This is a genomic window from Achromobacter sp. GW823-FHT04E03 (genome assembly GCF_058796095.1).
On record NZ_JBXAIJ010000001.1, the window covers coordinates 1,078,570 to 1,098,640 of the forward strand.

General features: G+C 67.2%; 23 protein-coding genes. 16 read left to right on the forward strand and 7 right to left on the reverse strand.

From position 1 onward, the window contains the following. Positions 1-147: 147 nt before the first annotated feature. The 7 genes from AC1RHV_RS04990 to AC1RHV_RS05020 all read left to right on the forward strand — a co-directional run bounded on the left by AC1RHV_RS04990 (position 148) and on the right by AC1RHV_RS05020 (position 7,726). Positions 148-819 (forward strand): GntR family transcriptional regulator, encoded by a 672-nt coding sequence (locus tag AC1RHV_RS04990; RefSeq protein WP_492300789.1) that lies wholly within the window; start codon positions 148-150, stop codon positions 817-819. Between the two features lie 88 nt (positions 820-907). Next, positions 908-2,479 carry an ABC transporter substrate-binding protein gene (locus tag AC1RHV_RS04995; protein WP_119449429.1) on the forward strand — a complete coding sequence of 524 codons (1,572 nt, stop codon included), beginning with the start codon at positions 908-910 and terminating at the stop codon, positions 2,477-2,479. Positions 2,480-2,544: 65 nt separating this feature from the next. After that, the gene (locus AC1RHV_RS05000; protein WP_054456461.1) at positions 2,545-3,462 is read left to right on the forward strand and encodes an ABC transporter permease; all 918 of its coding nucleotides are present in this window, start codon (positions 2,545-2,547) and stop codon (positions 3,460-3,462) included. Position 3,463: 1 nt separating this feature from the next. Further along, a complete protein-coding gene (locus tag AC1RHV_RS05005) occupies positions 3,464-4,375 on the forward strand; it encodes an ABC transporter permease (protein WP_492299916.1) in 912 nt (303 codons plus the stop codon). 2 nt (positions 4,376-4,377) lie between these two features. After that, positions 4,378-5,367: an ABC transporter ATP-binding protein gene (locus tag AC1RHV_RS05010; RefSeq protein ID WP_492299918.1), complete on the forward strand. Its 990-nt coding sequence runs from the start codon at positions 4,378-4,380 to the stop codon at positions 5,365-5,367. Next, positions 5,364-6,335 carry an ABC transporter ATP-binding protein gene (locus tag AC1RHV_RS05015; protein WP_119449426.1) on the forward strand — a complete coding sequence of 324 codons (972 nt, stop codon included), beginning with the start codon at positions 5,364-5,366 and terminating at the stop codon, positions 6,333-6,335. The genes AC1RHV_RS05010 and AC1RHV_RS05015 overlap by 4 nt, the downstream gene beginning before the upstream one ends. Continuing rightward, the gene (locus AC1RHV_RS05020; protein WP_054456458.1) at positions 6,332-7,726 is read left to right on the forward strand and encodes a M20 family metallopeptidase; all 1,395 of its coding nucleotides are present in this window, start codon (positions 6,332-6,334) and stop codon (positions 7,724-7,726) included. Before AC1RHV_RS05015 ends, AC1RHV_RS05020 begins: the two co-directional genes overlap by 4 nt. A gap of 47 nt (positions 7,727-7,773) precedes the next feature. Here the strand turns inward: AC1RHV_RS05020 and AC1RHV_RS05025 are convergent, their stop codons facing one another. Beyond that, positions 7,774-8,670 carry a LysR family transcriptional regulator gene (locus AC1RHV_RS05025; protein WP_492299920.1) on the reverse strand — a complete coding sequence of 299 codons (897 nt, stop codon included), beginning with the start codon at positions 8,668-8,670 and terminating at the stop codon, positions 7,774-7,776. A gap of 112 nt (positions 8,671-8,782) precedes the next feature. On the opposite strand from AC1RHV_RS05025, the gene AC1RHV_RS05030 reads away from it, so the two are divergent. Beyond that, a complete protein-coding gene (locus tag AC1RHV_RS05030) occupies positions 8,783-9,178 on the forward strand; it encodes a hypothetical protein (RefSeq protein WP_492299922.1) in 396 nt (131 codons plus the stop codon). Between the two features lie 70 nt (positions 9,179-9,248). On the opposite strand, the gene AC1RHV_RS05035 is transcribed toward AC1RHV_RS05030, so the two are convergent. Then, positions 9,249-9,869 (reverse strand): TetR/AcrR family transcriptional regulator, encoded by a 621-nt coding sequence (locus AC1RHV_RS05035; protein ID WP_054456455.1) that lies wholly within the window; start codon positions 9,867-9,869, stop codon positions 9,249-9,251. Between the two features lie 77 nt (positions 9,870-9,946). Between AC1RHV_RS05035 and AC1RHV_RS05040 the strand changes: the two genes are divergently transcribed. From AC1RHV_RS05040 to AC1RHV_RS05050, 3 genes are all read left to right on the forward strand, one after another. Further along, on the forward strand, positions 9,947-10,405 hold the full coding sequence (locus tag AC1RHV_RS05040) for a hypothetical protein (protein ID WP_054456454.1): 459 nt from the start codon (positions 9,947-9,949) through the stop codon (positions 10,403-10,405). A 120-nt stretch (positions 10,406-10,525) separates the two neighbouring features. Further along, positions 10,526-11,104 (forward strand): hypothetical protein, encoded by a 579-nt coding sequence (locus AC1RHV_RS05045; protein ID WP_175213504.1) that lies wholly within the window; start codon positions 10,526-10,528, stop codon positions 11,102-11,104. 129 nt (positions 11,105-11,233) lie between these two features. Then, positions 11,234-12,205 (forward strand): tripartite tricarboxylate transporter substrate binding protein, encoded by a 972-nt coding sequence (locus AC1RHV_RS05050; protein WP_119449421.1) that lies wholly within the window; start codon positions 11,234-11,236, stop codon positions 12,203-12,205. Positions 12,206-12,233: 28 nt separating this feature from the next. Here the strand turns inward: AC1RHV_RS05050 and AC1RHV_RS05055 are convergent, their stop codons facing one another. The 3 genes from AC1RHV_RS05055 to AC1RHV_RS05065 form a co-directional block, all read right to left on the reverse strand. Beyond that, on the reverse strand, positions 12,234-12,551 hold the full coding sequence (locus tag AC1RHV_RS05055; protein WP_119449420.1) for a hypothetical protein: 318 nt from the start codon (positions 12,549-12,551) through the stop codon (positions 12,234-12,236). Then, positions 12,541-13,047: a 2-thiouracil desulfurase family protein gene (locus AC1RHV_RS05060; RefSeq protein ID WP_492299925.1), complete on the reverse strand. Its 507-nt coding sequence runs from the start codon at positions 13,045-13,047 to the stop codon at positions 12,541-12,543. The genes AC1RHV_RS05055 and AC1RHV_RS05060 overlap by 11 nt, the downstream gene beginning before the upstream one ends. A gap of 103 nt (positions 13,048-13,150) precedes the next feature. Continuing rightward, positions 13,151-13,417 carry a hypothetical protein gene (locus tag AC1RHV_RS05065; RefSeq protein ID WP_460361272.1) on the reverse strand — a complete coding sequence of 89 codons (267 nt, stop codon included), beginning with the start codon at positions 13,415-13,417 and terminating at the stop codon, positions 13,151-13,153. Between the two features lie 97 nt (positions 13,418-13,514). Between AC1RHV_RS05065 and AC1RHV_RS05070 the strand changes: the two genes are divergently transcribed. Further along, complete coding sequence (locus AC1RHV_RS05070) at positions 13,515-14,309, forward strand: AraC family transcriptional regulator (protein ID WP_054456448.1); 795 nt, start codon at positions 13,515-13,517, stop codon at positions 14,307-14,309. 26 nt (positions 14,310-14,335) lie between these two features. On the opposite strand, the gene AC1RHV_RS05075 is transcribed toward AC1RHV_RS05070, so the two are convergent. Further along, the gene (locus AC1RHV_RS05075) at positions 14,336-16,057 is read right to left on the reverse strand and encodes an NYN domain-containing protein (protein ID WP_492299928.1); all 1,722 of its coding nucleotides are present in this window, start codon (positions 16,055-16,057) and stop codon (positions 14,336-14,338) included. Positions 16,058-16,159: 102 nt separating this feature from the next. Between AC1RHV_RS05075 and AC1RHV_RS05080 the strand changes: the two genes are divergently transcribed. The 3 genes from AC1RHV_RS05080 (at position 16,160) to AC1RHV_RS05090 (ending at position 18,835) form a co-directional block, all read left to right on the forward strand. Beyond that, on the forward strand, positions 16,160-16,732 hold the full coding sequence (locus AC1RHV_RS05080; protein WP_054456446.1) for a GNAT family N-acetyltransferase: 573 nt from the start codon (positions 16,160-16,162) through the stop codon (positions 16,730-16,732). A gap of 250 nt (positions 16,733-16,982) precedes the next feature. Then, a complete protein-coding gene (locus AC1RHV_RS05085) occupies positions 16,983-17,873 on the forward strand; it encodes a motility protein A (RefSeq protein WP_119449415.1) in 891 nt (296 codons plus the stop codon). After that, entirely contained in the window at positions 17,870-18,835 is a 966-nt protein-coding gene (locus AC1RHV_RS05090; protein ID WP_192491966.1) for an OmpA/MotB family protein, read from the forward strand. The genes AC1RHV_RS05085 and AC1RHV_RS05090 overlap by 4 nt, the downstream gene beginning before the upstream one ends. A 48-nt stretch (positions 18,836-18,883) precedes the next feature. Here the strand turns inward: AC1RHV_RS05090 and AC1RHV_RS05095 are convergent, their stop codons facing one another. Further along, on the reverse strand, positions 18,884-19,336 hold the full coding sequence (locus tag AC1RHV_RS05095) for an Lrp/AsnC family transcriptional regulator (RefSeq protein ID WP_054456444.1): 453 nt from the start codon (positions 19,334-19,336) through the stop codon (positions 18,884-18,886). A 100-nt stretch (positions 19,337-19,436) separates the two neighbouring features. Between AC1RHV_RS05095 and AC1RHV_RS05100 the strand changes: the two genes are divergently transcribed. Next, positions 19,437-20,069, forward strand: coding sequence for a LysE family translocator (locus AC1RHV_RS05100; protein ID WP_082401164.1), 633 nt, complete (start codon positions 19,437-19,439; stop codon positions 20,067-20,069). Positions 20,070-20,071 lie beyond the last annotated feature (2 nt).

A 20,071-nucleotide genomic window follows, 5' to 3' on the forward strand; every position in this document is an offset into this window, starting at 1 on the left:
CATCTGGCGATACGGAAAGACAGGTTTATAGTTTCGCAAAACACGGGGAATTTTTGTATACCAATGAGCAGCGTTTCCAGCCTGATGCCTGATTCCGGCGCCACCAGCGTGGCCGCCGAAACCGCGCCGCCGCCTGCGGCGCGCGGCATGGGCAACGGCCGCACGCTGCCGGCCACGGTGGCCGGGCAACTGCGCGAACGCATCATCCAGGGCGAATTCCCGCCCGGCTCGCGGCTGAACGAGCGCACCCTGTGCGACCTGCTCGGCGTGTCCCGCACCCCCTTGCGCGAAGCCTTCCGCGTGCTGGCCGCCGAAGGGCTGGTGCAGATCGAACCGAACCGCGGGGCGCAGGTAGTGGCGCTGTCGGAAGCGAACATCCGCGAAGCCTTCGAGGTCATCGGCGGGCTGGAGGCCATGTCCTGCCGGCTGGCCTGCGAACGGGCCACGGACCAGGAAATCGCCGAGATCCGCGCGCTGACCTACGAAATGATGGCCAGCCACGCGCGCCACGACCTCCCCACCTATTTCCGCACCAATCGCGAAATCCACGAACGCATCAGCCTGGCCGCGCACAACAGCCTGCTCAAGCAGCTGTACGACGCCCAGAACGCGCGCATCCAGAACCTGCGCTTCGTCTCGAACGAGAACCGCCAGAAATGGGATCTGGCGATGCGCGAGCACATCGAGATGGCCGAGGCCCTGGACACGCGCGACGCGGACCGGTTGGCCGGCATCATGCGCCAGCACTTGCAGCGCAAGTGCGAGGCCGCGTTGAAGGCCCTTACCCAACCGCCCGCGGCGGCGGCCGATTCCGGCTGACCCGCCGCAGGCAGCACAGCGGGCCGCGCCGCCCGCGACAAGATGGCAGATAAGCAGTACGTGCAGTGACTTCCACAGGAGCCTCACCATGACTGATTTCCGCATCACCCCCGCAGCATCCGCGCCGACCTGGCGCAGCCCCCTCCCCCTCAAGGCCCTGGCTGCCGCCCTGTTGGCCTGCGCCACGCTGGCGGCCCAGCCAGCGCTGGCCGGCAAGAAGGACGACACCGTGCGCATGGCCTACGACCAGGCGCCGGAAAGCGTGGATCCCTACTACAACAACGTGCGGATCGGCGTCATCATCGCCGCCAACGTCTGGGACACCCTGCTCTACCGCGACCCGGTCACCAACGAGTACAAGGGGCAGCTCGCCAAGAGCTGGAAGCAGGTCGACGACAAGACCATGGAATTCGAGCTGCGCGAAGGCGTCAAATTCCATAACGGCGAGGAGTTCGACGCGGATTCGGTGGTGTACACGCTGAACTACGTGGCGGACCCGAAGAACAAGGCCGTCACGCAGCAGAACGTGGCCTGGATCGACAAGGTCGAGAAGATCGACAAGTACAAGGTGCGCCTGACCACCAAGGAGCCCTTCCCCGGCGCCAAGGAATACCTGTCCACCACCGCCGCCATACATCCGGCCAAGTACTACCAGGAAGTCGGGCCCAAGGGCATGAACGCCAAGCCGGTGGGCTCCGGTCCCTACAAGGTGGTGGACTACCAGCCCGGCAAGTCCATCACGCTGGAGCGCAACGCCGATTACTTCAAGGATTCGCCCAAGGCCCAGCCGAAGATCGGCAAGGTGGTGATCCGCTTCATCCCCGACCGCCAGACGCAGATGGCCGAGGTCATCTCGGGCGGCGAGGACCTGATCATGAGCGTGCCCAAGGACCAGGCCGAGCAGCTGGGCGGCATGCCCTCGCTGCAGATGGTCACGGGCGACACCATGCGCATCGTCTTCATGCAGATGAACATCCAGGAAGGCACGCCCGCGCCGCAGCTCAAGGACGAACGCGTGCGGCGCGCCATCATCCACGCCATCGACCGCGAAGCCATGTTGAAGAACATCGTGGGCGAAGGCGGCGGTCTCATCAACACCATCTGCACGCCTTCGCAGACGGGCTGCACCCAGGAAGGCGCGCCGGTCTACAAGTACGATCCCGCCCAGGCCAAGAAACTGCTGGCGGAAGCGGGCTACCCCAACGGCTTCGACATCGACCTGGTGGCGTATCGCGAGCGCAACCAGACCGAAGCCATCATCAACTACCTGCAGGCGGTGGGCATCCGCGCCAAGCTCAACTTCCTGCAGTACGCCGCCATGCGCGACATGATCCGCGCCAACAAGGCCTCGCTCACGCACCAGACCTGGGCGTCCAACCTGGTCAACGACGTGTCCGCGTCCACGCCTGTGTACTTCGCCTTCGGCAACGACGACATCACCCGCGACCCGCAGGTGCGCGACCTGCTCAACAAGGGCGACCACACCATCGAGAGCGGCGCGCGCAAGGCCGCCTACAAGCAGGCGCTGGACCTGATTGCACAGAAGGCCTATGCGGTGCCGCTGTGGACCCTGCCCGCCTACTACGTGACCACCAAGGACCTGAACTTCAAGCCCTATTCGGATGAACTGGTGCGCTTCTGGGACATGAGCTGGAAGTAAGGCGCGGCCCCGCGCCGGCCTGGCATCGCGCCGGGCCGCCGTGAGTCCAACGAAGAGGAAGCCCTATGCTGTATTTCACGATCAGGCGCCTGGGCCTGGCGGTGCTGGTGGCGCTGACGGTCTCGATCCTGGCGTTCCTGCTGCTGCACCTGTCTGGCGACCCGGCGCTGGCGCTGGCCGGCGAAGGCGCGCGCCAGGCCGACATCGACATGATCCGCAAGACCTACGGCCTGGACCGGCCGCTGGCCGTGCAGTACGCGGACTGGCTCTGGCACATCCTGCAGGGCGATTTCGGCACCTCGGTGTATTTCAAGACCGAGGCGGGACCGCTGATCCTCTCCAAGCTCAAGACCACCCTGCTGCTGGGCCTGGGCGCGCTGGCCTTCGCGCTTCTGATCTCGATTCCGCTGGGCGTGCTGGCCGCGCTGTACAAGGGCAGCCTGATCGACCGCATATGCCTGGCCATCGCCGTGCTGGGGCAGGCGCTGCCCAACTTCTTCTTCGCGCTGATCCTGATCATGCTGTTCTCGATATCGCTGCGCATCCTGCCGGTGTCGGGCAGCGGCAGCTGGCAGCATTTCGTGATGCCGGCGATCGCGCTGGGCTATTACGTGGCCCCCGCCTTCATGCGCCTGATCCGCGCCGGCATGATCGAAGTCCTGGCCGCCGACTACATCCGCACCGCGCGCGCCAAGGGCCTGCCGGCACGCAAGATCGTCTTCAAGCACGCGCTGCGCAACGCCATCGTGCCGGTGGTTGCGCTGGCCGCGGTGCAGCTGGGCTACCTGCTGGGCGGCTCGGTCGTCATCGAAACCATCTTCGCGCTGGACGGCCTGGGCTACCTGGCCTACCAGAGCATCACCTACAAAGACTATCCCGTGATGCAGCTGATCGTGCTGCTGCTGTCGGTGCTCTACGTGCTGCTGACCCTGGCCGCCGATATCGCCAACGCGTGGCTGGACCCGCGCATCCGGGTGTCCTGACATGAACGCGCCTACCCTGACCCCGTCCGCTTCCGGCGCCCCGGCGCCGCTGGAACTGTCCGCGTCCGCCCTGCGCTGGCGGCGGCTGCGCCGCAACAAGGCGCTGCTGGCCGGCGGCGGCATCCTGCTCGTCATCGTGCTGATCGCGCTGTTCGCGCCCTGGATCTCGCCGCATGACCCCTACTACCAGGACCTGGCCTACCGCACGGCGCCGCCGGTCTGGTACGCCAAGGGCACCTGGCTGCACCCGCTGGGCACCGACCAGCTGGGCCGCGACTACATGTCGCGCCTGTTCTACGGCGCGCGCATCTCGCTTCTGATCGGCATCAGCGTGGCGCTGATCTCGGGGCTGATCGGCACGGCCATGGGCATGGCGGCCGGCTACTTCGGCGGCAAGGTCGACATGGCGGTGTCGTTTCTCATCACCACCCGCTTGTCCATGCCCGTGATCCTGGTGGCGCTGGCCACCGTCGCCATCGTCGGCGGCTCGCTGTGGGTCGTGATCCTGGTGCTGGGGCTGCTCAAGTGGGATCGCTATGCGGTGGTGATGCGCAGCGCCACCCAGCAGGTGCGCTCGCTGGAATACGTGGCCGCGGCGCAGGCCGCGGGCGCGTCCACCTGGCGCATCGTCTGGGGCGAAGTGCTGCCCAATGTGGTGCCGCAACTGATCGTGATCGCCACGCTGGAAGCCGCCAGCGCGATCCTGCTGGAAGCTTCGCTGTCCTTCCTGGGCCTGGGCGTGCAGCCGCCGCTGCCGTCGTGGGGCCTGATGATCTCGGAGGCCAAGGCCTACATGTTCTTCTCGTTCTGGCTGATCGCCATACCGGGGTCGGCGCTGGCGCTGCTGATCTTCGCGATCAACCTGGCCGGCGACGGGCTGCATCAACTCCTGACGCCTGAAGAGAGGGCCTGAGCATGAGCGACACCGACATCGTGCTGGACGTGCAGGGTCTCACCGTCGACATCGCCACGCCGCGCGGCCCGCTGCACGCGGTGCGCGACGTGTCCTTCCAGGTCCGGCGCGGCGAAACGCTGTGCCTGGTGGGGGAATCGGGCTGCGGCAAGTCCATGACCTCCCTGGCCATCATGGGTCTATTGCCCAAGGCCGCCCGGCGCAGCACGCGGCGGCTGGCGGTGCTGGGCGAAGACCTGTCCGCCGCGCGCGGCGGGCGCATCAACGCGCTGCGCGGCAGCAAGATGGCCATGATCTTCCAGGAGCCGATGACGGCGCTGAACCCCGCCTACGCCATCGGCGAACAGCTGACCGAGCACTACATCCACCATTGCAAGGCCGGCGCGCGGCAGGCCCGCGACCGCGCGGTGGAGCTGCTGGAGAAAGTCGGCATCGCGTCGGCCGGGCAACGGCTATCCCAGTATCCGCACCAGCTCTCCGGCGGCCTGCGTCAGCGCGTGATGATCGCCATGGCGCTGATGTGCGGCCCGGAGCTGCTGATCGCCGACGAGCCCAGCACCGCGCTGGACGTGACCATCCAGGCGCAGATCCTGCGTCTGCTGGCCGACCTGCAGGCCGAGCTGGGCATCGCCATGGTGCTGATCACCCACGACCTGGGCGTGGTCGCGCGCATCGCGCGCCAGGTCGCGGTGATGTACGCGGGCCAGATCGTGGAAGAAGGACCCGTGGCGGAACTGTTCGCTTCGCCGCGCCATCCCTACACTCAGGGGCTCCTGGGCTGTATCCCCGTGCCTGGGCGCACGCCGCCCGGCGAGGCGCTGGGCACCATCCCGGGCGTCGTGCCCGCGCTGGTGGGCGAACTGCAGGGCTGCGCCTTCCGCGACCGCTGCCCGCACGCCCAGCCGCAATGCCGCCATGAGGTACCCGTACACGGCGCCGCGTCCGGCCAGCAATGGCGCTGCATCCTCGAATACGAAGGAGTCCCGGCATGAGCCCCTTGCTGCAAGCCGAGGCCGTCAGCAGGCAGTTCTCGATCCGGTCGGGCATGTTCCGGCCGCGCAGCACGCTGCACGCCGTCAACGGCGTGGACCTGGCGGTGGAGCGCGGCGCGGTGCTGGGCATCGTGGGCGAATCCGGCTGCGGCAAATCCACGCTTGCCCGCATGCTGCTGGGACTGACGCCGCCCACCGAGGGGGCGATCCGGCTCGACGGCCAGGACATCCGCAACCTGGGCCGGCGTGCGCTCGCCCGCCGCGTCCAGCCCATCTTCCAGGATCCATATTCGTCGCTGAATCCGCGGCGCTCCATCGCCTCCATCGTCTCGCTGCCGCTGGAAGTGCACGGCATTCCCAATCCGAAGCAGCACAAGGCCATCGAGATGCTGGAGCGCGTGGGCCTGCCGCCCCGGCTGGCCCACAACACGCCAGGCCAGCTGTCCGGCGGCCAGCGCCAGCGCGTGGCGATTGCGCGAGCGCTGGTGATGCATCCCGAGATCGTCATCTGCGATGAGCCGACCTCGGCGCTGGACGTGTCGGTGCAGGCGCAGATCATGAACCTGCTGATGGACCTGCGGCGCGAATTCAACCTGACCTACGTCTTTATCAGTCACAACCTGGCGGTGGTGGAGCACATCGCCACCCACGTGGCGGTGATGTACCTGGGCCGGGTGGTGGAATCCGCGGCCACGGCGCAACTATTCCATGATCCGCGCCATCCCTACACACAGGCGCTGCTGGCCTCGGTGCTGACGCCCGAACCCGGACTGGGCATACCCGACATGGGCCTGGGCCTGTCATTCCCGGATCCGCTGCGTCCGCCCTCGGGTTGCCCCTTCCACCCGCGCTGTCAGCAGGCCATGGCGCAATGCAAGACCGAACGCCCGGCATTGGTCCGGCGCGAGCAATCCGTGGTGGCCTGCCACCTCTATCCCCCTACCTCCAACGGAGTCCAGCCATCATGACCCGCGCACAAGCCATCGCCCAGGCGGAACAGTGTTTTGATTCCGGCGCCTTCCGCGCGCTATTGGCTCGCCGCCTGGCCCAGCCCACCGAAAGCCAGAACCCGGCGCGCGCGCCCGAACTCGCGGCCTACCTGGAAGCCGAGATCCGGCCCGCCTTCGAAGCGCTGGGCTTCACCTGCCGCACGCTGACGCACCCGAAGGCGCTCGCGCCGTTCCTGTATGCCGAGCGCATCGAGGATCCGGCCCTGCCCACCGTGCTGGGCTACGGCCATGGCGACGTCATCCGCGGCCTGGAAAAGGAATGGAAGGAAGGCCTGTCGCCCTGGGCGCTGACCGAAGCCGAGGGCCGCTGGTATGGCCGCGGCATCGCCGACAACAAAGGCCAGCACAGCATCAACATGGAAGCGCTGCGACTGGTGCTGGAGACGCGCGGCAAGCTGGGCTTCAACGCCAAGTACCTGATCGAGATGGGCGAGGAAACCGGCTCCATGGGCCTGCGCGACCTGTGCGAGGAACACCGCGCGCTCCTGGCGGCGGACCTGCTCATCGCCTCCGACGGCCCGCGCCTGAGCGCGGAACGCCCCACCATCTTCCTGGGCGCGCGCGGCAGCCTGAACTTCGACCTCAGCATTGACGCCCGCGCGGGCGGCCACCACTCGGGCAACTGGGGCGGCCTGATCTCAAATCCCGGCATCCAGCTGGCCCACGCCATCTCCACATTGGTTTCGCCCACCGGCCAGATCCGCATCCCCGAATGGGTGCCGCGCGAACTGCCCGCCGCGGTGCGGCGCGCCCTTGCCGATTGCCAGGTGGACGGGGGCGCCGATGGTCCCGAGATCGAACCCTGGTGGGGCGAGCCGGGGCTGTCGCCGGCAGAGCGCGTGTTCGGCTGGTGCTCGTTCGAGGTGCTGGCCTACAAGACCGGCAATCCCGACACGCCCGTCAACGCCATTCCGCCGCGCGCCTGGGCCCGCTGCCAGCTGCGCTTCGTGGTGGGCGTAGATCCGGACGACCTGGTCCCCGCCCTGCGCCGCCATCTGGACCGCCAGGGCTTCCCCATGGTCCAGATCACGCTGACGCGCGAGAACATGTTCCGCGCCACCCGCATCGACCCTGACGACGCCTGGGTGCGCTGGGCGGTGGATTCGCTGGAACGCACCTCCGGCGCCAAGACCGCCGTGCTGCCCAACCTGGGCGGCTCTCTGCCCAACGACATCTTCACCGACGTGCTGGGCCTGCGCACGATCTGGGTGCCGCACTCCTATCCAGGCTGTTCCCAGCACGCGCCGAACGAACACTTGCCGCCGGCCTTGCTGCGGCAGGCGTTGAGCCTGATGACAGGACTGTATTGGGATCTGGGCGCGGGCGGCACGCCGGCACTGGAGCGCTGAGACGCGAGGCCCGAGCATGTTCGCATGCAAAGGACCATGCGCCGCCCCTAAGGCTTGCCGGACGGCACCAGCCGCTCCCGCAGGAAATCGATGAAGCGCCGGACCTTGGCGCTGACGTGGCGGGTGTCGGGATACACGGCGTAGACCTCCAGGCGCGGCAGCGCATACGAAGGCAGCAGGCGTTGCAATGTGCCGCGCGCCAAAGGCTCTTCCAGCAGCCACTCCGGTAGCGCGGCCACGCCGCATCCGGCCTCGGCAAAAGCCAGCAGCGCCGAGGCCGTATCGGCCTGCGCCACTGGCGCCACGCGCAGCTCGTGCTCGCGCCCCTTGCTGTCCGTCAGCCGCCAACGGTCGCTGCGGCCAGGTCGGTTGGCCAGCCAGGGCAGCGCCGCCAGCGCCTGCGGCGTGCGCGGCGCGCCGTGCTGCGCCAACAGGTCCGGACTGCCCACGATCCATAGCCTGAACTGGCCGATGCGCGTGGCCCGGTAGCTGGAATCCTCCAGCGCCCCCACCCGTATGGCCAGGTCCAGCCGTTCGGCGATCAGGTCCGCATGCGCGGACCCGGCGCGGTAGCCCACCCGCAAGGCGGGATGCGCACGCGCGAATGCCGCCAGCGCCGGCGCCACCACCCGGTTGCCGTAGTCCACCGACGCCGTCACCCGCAGGCTGCCCGACAGCGCCGTCTGGCCGGAACGCGCCTCGTCCACCGCGGCCTCGGCTTCGCGCAGCAGCCGCGCGCAGTGGCCGTAAAAGCCTTCCCCCGCCTCGGTCAGCGCCAGCCGCCGAGTGCTGCGCGTGAGCAGCGCCACGCCCAGCTCCTGTTCCAACTGCTTGATGTTGAAGCTGACCACCGCCTTGGTCGTGCCCAGCGCATCGGCCGCCGCGGTAAAAGAGCCGGCCTCGGCCACCGCCGCATACATCGCCAGACGATTCAGATTGATCATGGAAGGCCTGGATTAATTGTCAAAAAAACACGAACAGTATATCCATCGATAGGTCGTTTTTCGGGAACAACCTGGCTCCTAGAATGGCGCTCCCTTTCCAGGAATCCCACCCATGTCCGACCTTTCATCCCATTGCCTGCGCCTGGCTGTCGACGTCCATTCCCGTATCGAAGGCTGGATAGGCTCGCCCGGTGCCCCGGATACACATCTGACCGCCCTGCTCAAGGATTTTGCGCCCGGCTTCAGCATGATCGCCGCCGACGGTCAGCGTCTGCCCGCGGAGGCTTTGCCGGCCTTGTTCGGCAGATTGCGCGGCTCCCGCCCCGGCTTGAAGATCGACATCGACGAGCTGGCCGTGCTGCACGCCGGCGCGGATTCGGTCTTGCTGAGCTACCGTGAACGCCACGCCTGGAGCGCGGGCGCGACCCAGCGCCGGGCGACAGCGCTGTTTGCCCTCCAGCCCGGCGGCCAGCCGCAATGGATGTATCTGCAAGAAACCTGGGCTTGAGCGCCGGACCGCGCGAATGCAATTCAGGCCCGGATTCGGATCCGGATTCCGGCCAAAAAAAAGCCTCCGGCTAGGAGGCTTGTCGGAGCGGTTTTCGTATCCCGTCCAGCAACAGGCTGGTGACGACTTCCGCCAGGGCTTGCTGCCTGGCCGCATCCGGCTCCTGCCGCGTGAACCGTTCGATGATGCCCATCATGGATTGGGCGTACCAGTCGGCCGGAATGTCCTCGCGGAGCAGTCCCACCTTTTGCTCGGCCCTCACGTTGTCGGCGATCATCGCGGCCAGCTCGTTCTTGAGCGCCTCGGCCTCGGCGGCCTGGAAGAAGCCGATGCGCGTCAGGTTCGGATCCTCTTGCAGAATGGCGAGCAGGCCGCTCACGCCCAGGCGGACGCGACTGTCCAATCCGGCGTCTTGCAGGCCGTCCGGCATGCGCGCCTGGCCGATGGCCTGGCGCAAGCGCTGCGCGAACAGGCCCACCAGTTCATCGTAGGCTGCCTGTTTGCCGGCGAAGTATTGATAGAAGACAGGTTGGGTCACGCCGGCGCGGGCGACGATGTCGCTGATCCGGGTATGCTGGAATCCGCGTTCCGCGAATTCCGCTGCCGCGACCTCCAGAAGTTGAGCCCGTGTGCGTTCACCCTTGGTGAGACGCTTGTCTTGCGGTAAAGAAGAAGGTCGTGCCGTAATCATCGCGAGAAAATACTACCCTTCCGCGCTTTTAGCCACTGGTTTTACCCACGGTTCCCACAACGGATACAACCATTGCAATGTCCTTCCCAAAGTGCTTGCCGACCATTGCCCCCCTGGCGCTCGCCAGCCTGCTATCGGGCTGCGTGCCCTACCCCGTGTACAAGACCATGCAGCCTGACGCCCGCGCCACTGTGCTGGACGAAAATTCCCAGCCCCTGGCCGATGCGCGGGTGGTGTTGATCAGCAGCACGTTTCCCTATGGGCGGGAACAATTCCGCAATGAAACCCGCAGCGCGTCCGACGGCAGCGCCGCGTTCGGGGCCCTGAAGGAATGGCGCGCCGAATCGATGATGATCCACGGGGCGCAGGTGTACTTCTGGAACTGGTGCGTGGAGAAAACGGGCTACGAAACCTACATGACGCTGGACCGCGACGCCGCGTATTTCAACGATAAGCCGCAGATCACGTTGCGCCCCGGCGAGTCGCGTTCCTGCAACAACTGGCCCGACCGCCGGGACCCGTCCGCCTCCCGCTGAAATCAGTTGAAATCTCCGTAGCGCTTGAGACACTTTATGGGAGCGGCCAGGCGGTAAAGTGGCAATATCGGTCCGGGTCCCGCGTCACGCTGGGCCCCGGGGCGGATCAGGAGCAAGATCATGAAGCGGTTTTCTGGCCGTATGGCCATCGTCGCGGCGCTGGCGTTGGCCGTGGCAAGCGCGCCTGCCATGGCTGGCGGGCGTGGCGGCGGTTATTGGGGCGGCGGCCACGGCGGCGGATACCACGGTGGCGGATACCACGGCGGGTACCACAATTACCATGGCGGCAGCAGCAGTTCCGACGGTTGGTGGATAGGCGGCGCCTTCGCGCTGGCCACCATAGGCCTGCTGTTGGCGGCTGATTCCGGGCCCTCCTACACCCAGGCGGGCGTCTATTCGTCGGGCGTGGGCTACACCAGCCCGCCGGTCTACGCGGCCCCCGTCTACAACGCGCCAGTGTACGAGGCGCAGCCCGTGTACAGCGCGCCCCAGCCTCAGTACGAGCCGGTGCAATACGAGTCCACCGCGCCCGTCAACAGCGCCCAGGCCAGCGCCACCATGGACTGCCAGCGTTGGGCCATGAACCAGAGCGGATACGACCCGGCCACCATCACGCAATGGACCACCCAGGTCATGGTGGACTCCTACAACCGGGCGCTGGATTCCTGCATGACCAGCCGCGGCTACCGCTCGCACTGAAGCGCCATTCCGGGTATTCCCGCTTGCCCTGCCGCGCCGGCCTGCACACACTGCATGCCGGCGCGCCTCTTTGCAGGGCCGTTGCCGCGTCCCGACGGACAGGCCGTCGGGCATAGACAAGGGGAAAGCATGTTGAATTTCAAGCGGATCGCCGGGCTGTGCGCAATCAGCGCAGCCTGCGCGTTCTCTGCCGCCGCGCAAGCGCAAGCCGACGCCAAGGCCATGACCATCGTCGTGCCCTATGGTGCGGGCGGCATCGTCGACAACACGGCGCGCGCGTTCGCGCAGAAACTGGCGGCGGAACTGGGCCGGCCCGTGGTGGTCGAGAACCGCGGCGGCGCGGGCGGCATGATCGGCATGAACACGGTGGCGCGGGCTCACGACGAGAATACCCTGGCCTTTACCGCCGTCAGCCCCGTCACGCTATCGCCGCATGTGATGAAGACGCTGTACGACCCCTTGAAGGATCTGGCGCCGGTGGCCTCCGTGATGTATTCGCCGGTGTATCTGGTGGGCGGCCCGAAGTTCACGGGCAAAACCTTCCAGGACATGCTGGCCCAGGCCAAGGCCGATCCCGGCGGCCTGTCGCTGGCGACGGCCGGCGTGGGGTCGCTGGGGCATTTGATGCTGGAGCAGATCAATGGCCAGGCGGACGTGCGCATCACCCACGTGCCGTACAAGGGCATGGCGCAGATGGTGCCCGATGCCCTCGGTGGGCAATTTACGCTGATGCTGGTGAATGCCTCCGGTCCGGTCAATGCGCTGATCGACGAAGGCAAGCTCACGCTGCTGGCGGTGGGTTCCCCCGCCCGGCTGCCCGGACGGCCCGGCACGCCCACGCTGGCCGAACTGGGCTATCCCATGGCCAACATGACATCCACTTTCGGGTTTTTCGCTCCCGCCAGCACCAGTCCGGATTTCCGCCAGCGCATGAACGGCCTCATCAACCGCATCGCCGCCATGCCGGACATCAGCAAACCGCTGACGGACGCGCTGAACATCATGTCGCCCGGGACGGTGGAGCAGTTCACGGCCCAGGTGCAGAAGGAATACGCCGATAACGGCCGGATCGTGAAGCAGGCCAACATCCGCAGCGAATGACCGCGTGAGGCAGTAAGCGGCTGGCGGCTCAGCGGCGCCAGCCGCGCCAGCCGCAGAGCAGGCCGACGGCCAGCATGACGCTGGCGGGCAGGATCCAGACAAATCCCGAATCCGTGTAGACCACCTGGTCGACCGGATCGTAGTAACGGCCCAGCTCGTTGAAGTCCCACTTCAGGTATTGCGCGTACCAGGCGTAGAAAAAGAAGCCCGACAGGGCCAGGCAGAGGCCGGCGGCCAGGCGCAGGAGGCCCTTGCTGCGGCCGGTGCGCACTGCGGCCTTCCAGGCCAGGACCGCGCAACCGGCCACTCCCAGCAGCACCAGCAGGTCGCCCACATCAACGCCCATCGGCCGCCTCCAGGCCGGCCAGACAGGCCTGGGCCTCATCCCACTGTTTCTCGCTGAAGACGCGCAGGCCGGCCCGGGCCAGCAGTTCGGCCGTCACGCCCACGCCGGGCTGCTTGCGGCCGGCGAAATGGCCGTCGTACACGTAGCCGCTACCACAGGAAGGGCTACCCTCCTTCAGCACCGCGATGCCGATGCCGTGCTTGCGCGCGGCTTCCAGCGCTGCTTGCGCGCCATGCACGAAGGGCGCGGTGACATCCTCGCCCGACACCGCCATGACGCGAGCGCGGCCGGCCAGCACGGCGGCGGCGTCCGAGTCCGGCTCGATCTCGGCGGGCGGACGCGGAACCGGCATGCCGCCCGCCATTTCCGGACAGACCGCCACCACCCGGCCTTCGTCCCGCCAGCGCGTCAGCGCGGCGTGGTCATGGGAGGCGCCGCGTCCGTCGTAGCGTACGGGGTTGCCCAGCAGACAGGAACTGACCAGAACGTATTGCATGCGTAATCCGAGGCGATGGACCGCAACACGGCGCGCGGCCCTTATTCAAAGCATGCATGATAGAGCACCGGGCTTGGCGCGCGGACGCCTGTGTGGCCAGGGCTCAGCTTGCGGCCGCGCCCATTTCGCGCATCCAGGCGCGCAGCGCGGGATCCCGTACCTGCAGCACGTCGAACAGCCCCAGCGCATTGAGCGCCGGCAAGGCATCCTGGATGTCCGTACGCGCATCGGCCACGGCCCGGGCCGGCGCCTGTGGGTCGAGGCAGACGCGGGCGTTGGCGAGAAACGCCCCCACCGTACCCTTGCGCACCGCCACGCCGTTGAACTCCCCCAGATCCCTGCCGTCGGGCAGGATATCGCTTGCTTTCATGTTGTGCTCCTGTAGCTGTTCAAGACAGGAGTTACGATAGACGGGCCCGCGTGGCAAGTCTGCGCGGTTCTGGCCATCCAATACGGTATTTCTGCCAATGGCACTGCCTGCTCTCACCCCTCCCTTGCTCGATCCTGGACGCGCCCGCGACCGCGGCGGTCCCAGGCTGATCGCCGTACGCAGCCAGGATGGCGCGCTACGCCATACCGCCATGCATCAGCATGCGCGGGGGCAACTATTGGGCGCCTATCAAGGCTTGCTGACGGTCTATGCGGGAGACCATCAATGGGTGGTGGCATCCCGCCAGACGGTGTGGATACCCCCCGACGTACCGCACGGACTGTACTCGCATGGTCCGTATGCCGGCTATAGCGCGTACTTGAGCCCGGCGGCTTGCGCGGGGCTGCCTGCCGGTCCTTGCGTGCTGCACGCCTCCGATCTGCTGCTGGCCGCCGTGGGCCGCGCCGCGTCCTGGAGCGACGACGCAATCGACCCGGCGCGCAGCCGCCTGATCGAGGTGATCCGGGATGAAATCAGAACCCTGCCGCATGCCGGCCAGCCCCTGCTCCTGCCGCGAGACGCGCGTCTGCAGCGGCTGGCGCTGGCGCTGTCGAACCAGCCCTCGGACACCCGGACGCAAGAAGAATGGGCCGCCGCCATCGGCATGTCGCCGCGCACGCTGGCGCGCCGCTACCTGGCGGAAACCGGCCTGACCCTGGGCGCCTGGCGGCAGCGCGCCCGCCTGATGCGGGCGCAGGAAATGCTGGCCGAAGGCGCGGCCGTGACCACAGTGGCCTTGGAGCTGGGCTATGACAACGTCAGCGCCTTCATTGCCATGTTCAAGCGCGAGCTGGGCGCCACGCCGGGCCGCTACGGCGGCCCGGGCGGTTGAGCGCTGTCAGCCCTGAAGCCGGGGCTTCAGGATTCCCCGGCCGTCTTGCTGGCCCGGCGCGCGCGGGGAGCCGCCTTGCTGGCGGTCTTGGCGGCGCTCTTGCGGGCAGGCTTGGCGGGCGCTTCGGATACCGCCGCAGCCGCTGGCTCGGCCGGCGCCACGGGTGCGGTCTTGGCGGCGGTCTTCTTGGCAGCGGGACGGCTGCGGGTCGCGGCCCGTTTCGCTGCGGGCTTGTCGGCTGCGGGCTCTGCAGCCGCATGCGTGTCCGCCACTGGCTGGACAGCCTTGGCCTCGTCCCTTGCGGCAATCCTGGCCATGCCGCCCTCGAACGGGTCGGACATCTTGGCAGGCGTTTTGCTCGCGGGCTGGCTGCGGCTTTCCGCGGCAGGTTGGGCAAAGGTCCATTCAGCGATGTTCACCGCCGGCAACGGCTGGCGCGCTTGCGGCAGGGGCTTGGGCATGGGCGGCAGACGCGAGGGTTGGACCGGTTTCGATTCCTGCGCCCGAGCCAGGGCGTCGGCCCGCATGGCGTCCAGCTTGGCGGCATCCGCTTGTTCGTCGGCCTGCCTGGCGGCATCGGCCTGCGCGGTCGCCGACGCTATGGCGGCGGATTGCGCGGCTGCCTCAGTCGGGGCCGGCGCCTTGGTTGCGGGTTGGACGGAAGACGCCGCGGACGAAGCTTCGGACGGCGCGGCAGCGCTCTCGCCAGCGGTTTCCTGCTCGGCAGTCTGGTTGGCTCCCCTGCCCTCGCCGCCCGACTTGCGCCCGCCACGCGATTTGCGGCCGGAGCGGGAACGGGATTCTTCCTGAGCCGCGCCGGCAGACGCGTCGCCGGTCTCGGCCGCTGCCGGCTGCCGGGCCGAGGCTGAACGGGATCCGCCATCGGCTGCGGCGCGATTCGCGGCCGCAGCCCCGTCCGCGCTGTCGCGGTATACGTAGGTGCCGGCGTTTTCCTCGCGCCCGACTTCCAGCAGGCCGCGCGACTGCGCCTCGTCCAGCAGGTTGCCGAAGGCGCGGAAGCCGTAGTAGGACTCGTTGAAATCCGGCCGGCGGCGCTTGAGCGCATCCTTCAGGGCGGACGCCCAGATCTTGCCGCTGTCGCCGCGTTCGGCCATGAGGGCTTCGAAGGTCTCGGCGACCATTTCCACCGCCTGGGTCTTGCGGGCCTCGAGTTCTTCCTTGCGGCGGCGTTCCTCGTCGGGCGTGCGGCGCTGCTGGCCCGCGGCGGCGCCGCCACGGTTGTCGCGGCGCGCGTCGGCTGCGCGCTGGCCTTCGCGGGCCAGGTCGTCATAGAAGATGAATTCATCGCAGTTGGCGATGAGCAGGTCCGAGGTGGACTGCTTCACGCCCACGCCGATCACTTTCTTGTTGTTCTCGCGCAGTTTGGACACCAGGGGCGAAAAATCGGAATCGCCGCTGATGATCACGAAGGTATTGACGTGGGACTTGGTGTAGCAAAAGTCCAGCGCGTCCACGACCAGCCGGATGTCGGCGGAATTCTTGCCGGACTGGCGCACGTGCGGGATCTCGATCAGTTCGAAATTGGCCTCGTGCATGGGGGCCTTGAATTCCTTGTACCGCTCCCAGTCGCAATAGGCCTTCTTGACCACGATGCTGCCCTTGAGCAGCAGCCGTTCCAGCACCGGCCGGATGTCGAACTTCTGGTACTTGGTGTCGCGTACGCCCAGCGCCACGTTCTCGAAATCACAGAAAAGCGCCATGCTGACGTTTTCGTTGGGGGTATTCATGTTTTTGCTCCAATGCTGCCGCGGCGCCGGGCGAGACGCCGCCAGATGACGCTCATGATATACATATCTGCCGCCGGCACGCGGCGCCCGCCCCCAGCAGCCATGCCTGAAGCCCCTTTGTTCCCGCCTCTTGCCACCGACCGCCTGATCCTGCAGCCCTTGGAAATCGGCGACGCCGAAGCGATCCAGCGCCTGTTCCCGCAGTGGGAAGTGGTGCGCTACCTGGTCGACCAGGTGCCATGGCCCTACCCGCCCGACGGGGCGCGCAGCTATCTGGAACAAGTGGCGATCCCTGCGATGCGGCGCGGCAAGGAGTGGCACTGGTCCATCCGCACCCGTCAGGCGCCCGCCAGCCTGATAGGCATCGTCAGCCTGATGGACGACGATTCCTGGAACAACCGCGGTTTCTGGCTGGACCCCGCCCATCACGGCCGGGGCTACATGACCGAGGCCAGCGAAGCCGCCACCGCCTACTGGTTCGAGGTCCTGGGCAAGCCTTTGCTGCGGGCGCCCAAGGCCGCCCCCAACACCGCCTCGCGCCGGATTTCGGAGCGAAGCGGCATGCGCCTGGTCGCCACCGAGGAGCGCGGCTACGTCAGCGGACGGCTGCCCACGGAAATCTGGGAGATCACGCGCGAGGAATGGTTCGCCCGGCAGGATCGCCAGGGCCGATAGGGCCGACGCGGGATCGACGAGGAGCCGATGCGGGGCTCGCGGCTTGCCGGCATATGCACCGGCCGATCCTGCGTCTTATCCGACCCTTTTATTTCCGGACCGACCTGCGCCCCGCCGACCGCTTCAAGCCGCCGCTTACCGCCCTTTTCGCCCCGTTTTCCGGCCGATTGACTCAGCCCTGCCCTGGCTAGAATTCCCCGAAATCCGGCATTCCGCGTACGGGGATGCCTATGTTTATCGGGCAAGATCCATGAATCCGTCTACCGTCATCGGCGCCGCCGTCGGCCTGCTTACCCTGGTTATCGTTGTGGCCCTGGCCGCCACCGACCCCGGCATGTACATCAACCTGCCGGGGCTGGCCATCGTGCTGGGCGGCACCGCGGCCGCCGTGTTCATCGCCTACCCGCTGTCGGAAGTGCTGCGCGTCTTCAAGCTGGTGCGCACCGTCTTTCGCAACGACCAGCACGACCAGCAGCGGGACATCGAGGAACTGGTGTCCATGGCCCAGCTGTGGATGAACACCGACGTCCGCAAGGTCGAGCAGGAACTCAAGAAGGTCAGCAACCCCTTCCTGCGCACCGGCGTGCAGCTGATCATCGACAACACGCCCGAAGACCAGATCATCGAACTGCTGCAATGGCGCGTGGCGCGCCTGCGCGCGCGTGAACAGGCCGAGGCCCAGATGTTCCGCGTCATGGCCACCTTTGCCCCGGCCTTCGGCATGCTGGGCACGCTGGTGGGCCTGATCAACCTGATGTCGGTGCTGGGCGACGGCAGCATGCAGATGATCGGCCAGCAGCTGGCCATCGGCCTGATGACCACCTTCTACGGCATCCTGCTGGCCAATCTGGTCTGCAAGCCCATCGCGCTCAAGCTGGAACGTCGTACCGCAAGGCGCGTCGAATCCATGAACATGGTGCTGCAGGGCATCGCCATGATGTGCGAGAAGCGCGGCCCCGCGGTGGTGCGCGAAACGCTGAATTCCTTCGTCATGCACGTTGAAGACGAAATCTACGACGGCGGCGCGGACGCCAAGCCCCAGGCCGCGCAAGCCAAGGCGGAAGGTCAGATCAAACCCGCGGCCAAACCTGGCGCGGCCCAGCCCGTCTCCATCGCCCGTCCTGCCGCCGCGCGCCAATGAGCCTGATTTCTCCCACCCTGGCGCAGCGGATCGAGCAGGCCCGCCAGGCCCAGCTACGCGCCGAGAAAGCGGCGGCCAATAGCGGCTGGCGTCCCAGCAAGGGCGACCGCAAGGACCGCTATGCCCGCTGGCACGTCGAGGAAACCGTCGAACAGGACTCCGAGAACTGGCTGCTCAGCTACCTGGACCTGATCACCCTGCTGCTGGCCATGCTGGTCGTGCTGCTGGCGCTCACGCGGCTGCACGGCGGCGCATTCGGCCAATCGGAACAACCCGTGGAGCTGGTCGGCACGCTGGCCGCCAGCGGCCTGCCGGCCTACGACGGCGAATACTCCGAATTCGACGCGGTCCAGATTCCGGCAAGCTGGGCGCAGGCCGAAGCCCCGGCCGTTGCCGTGGCCGCAGCCACGGCCCAGCCTGCCCAGGAAGGCGAGGTCGTCGCCGACGCCGCCCCGCCGCTGCGCGCGCCCTCCAAGGAATCGCTGGGCCTGGCCGACCTGGGCAAATCGGTGGACGTGATCATCAACGAGCAGTCGGTGAGCTTTCGCATCAGCAATGAACTGCTGTTCCCGTCCGGCCAGGCCACCCTCAGCCCCACCGGCCTGGACGTGATCAAGCGCCTGGCCGCCATCCTCAACAAGAACGAATACCAGGTCTCGGTCGAGGGCCACAGCGACCCCGTGCCCATCCAGACCCGGCAATTCGCGTCCAACTGGGAACTGTCCAGCAGCCGCGCCACCAGCGTGCTGCGCGAGCTGGTCCGCGACGGCGTATCGGCCCAGCGCCTGCGCGCCGTCGGCTACGCCGAGACCCGCCCCATCGAGTCCAATGACACCCCGGCAGGCCGCGCGGCCAACCGGCGCGTGGAACTGATCATGGACATCGCGCCCTCGCAGAAGACGGCGCAGGGCGCGACGCCTGGGGCCGCCGCGGCCGCCCCCGCCCCCGCCGCGAAATCCTGATCCGGGCCCAGGTCGCGCGCACCTGCGCGGCCTGTCTCTCCGCCCGCCTCAGAGCGGCACAGGCCGGTTCCTCAGCACGTTCTTCATCACCAGCGTCGACCGCAATCGCAGCACGCTCGGCAGCGCCGACAACACCCGGTCATAGAGCGCCTGGAACGCGGGCAGGTCCTGGGTGACGACGTGCAGCATGTAGTCCGGGTCGCCGAACAGCCGCTGCGCCTGCACCACCTCGGGAATATCGGCCAGGGCTGCCTCGAACGCCGACACCCGGTCGCTGCTGCCTTCGCGCATGGTGACGAAGACGATGGCCGAAAAATTCAACCCGACCGCGGCCAGGTTGATGTTTGCGCCGTAGCCGCTGATGACGCCCGCCTCTTCCAGCGCCCGCAGCCGCCGGTGGCACGGGGACAGGCTCAGGCCAACCCGTTCCGCCAGGTCCGTGATGGAAATGCGGCCGTCTTCCTGTAGCTGCGCAAGAATTTTTCTATCCAAGTCATCCATGGGGAAGATTCTACCCACAACTATGTATTTTCAGGTAGATAGCAGGAGCACTTCCCCTTGCTTCGCCGATAACATTCCCCGCCTGAGACTCATTTGGGGTATGCAGTTGGAAACCGGCAATCTGGTGGCGTTTTGGCTTGTTTCGCTTTCTTTGGTTGTCGTCCCGGGCGCGGATTGGGCGTATGCCATATCCGCCGGCTTACGGGACAAGGCCGTCCTTCCCGCCGTCGCGGGCATGTTGACCGGCTATCTGATGATCACCATGGTGGTCGCGGCGGGCATAGGGGCGCTGGTTGCGAGCGAACCCGCCATCCTCACCGTGCTGACGCTGGTCGGCGCGGCGTATCTGCTCTGGCTGGGGGCCAACGTGCTGGCGCATCCGTCGGAGCCCATAGCGGGTGACGCGCGGGCCGCGGGGCATTGGCTGGGCTGGGCCGCAAGAGGTTTCGCCGTCAGCGGCGTGAACCCCAAGGCCATCCTGCTGTTCCTGGCCTTGCTGCCGCAATTCACCAGCCGCGACGGCGCCTGGCCGATTTCCACGCAGATCACGGCGTTGGGAATCCTGCAGATCCTCAATTGCGCCGTCATCTACACCCTGGTGGGCCTGGGGTCGAAGGCGGTGCTGCAATCGCGCCCGGTGGCCGCGCGCAGGGTCAGCCAGTTCTCGGGCCTGGCCATGATCGTCATTGCGTTGATCCTGTTCGGCGAACAGGTCGCCGTGTTGATGGCCTGACC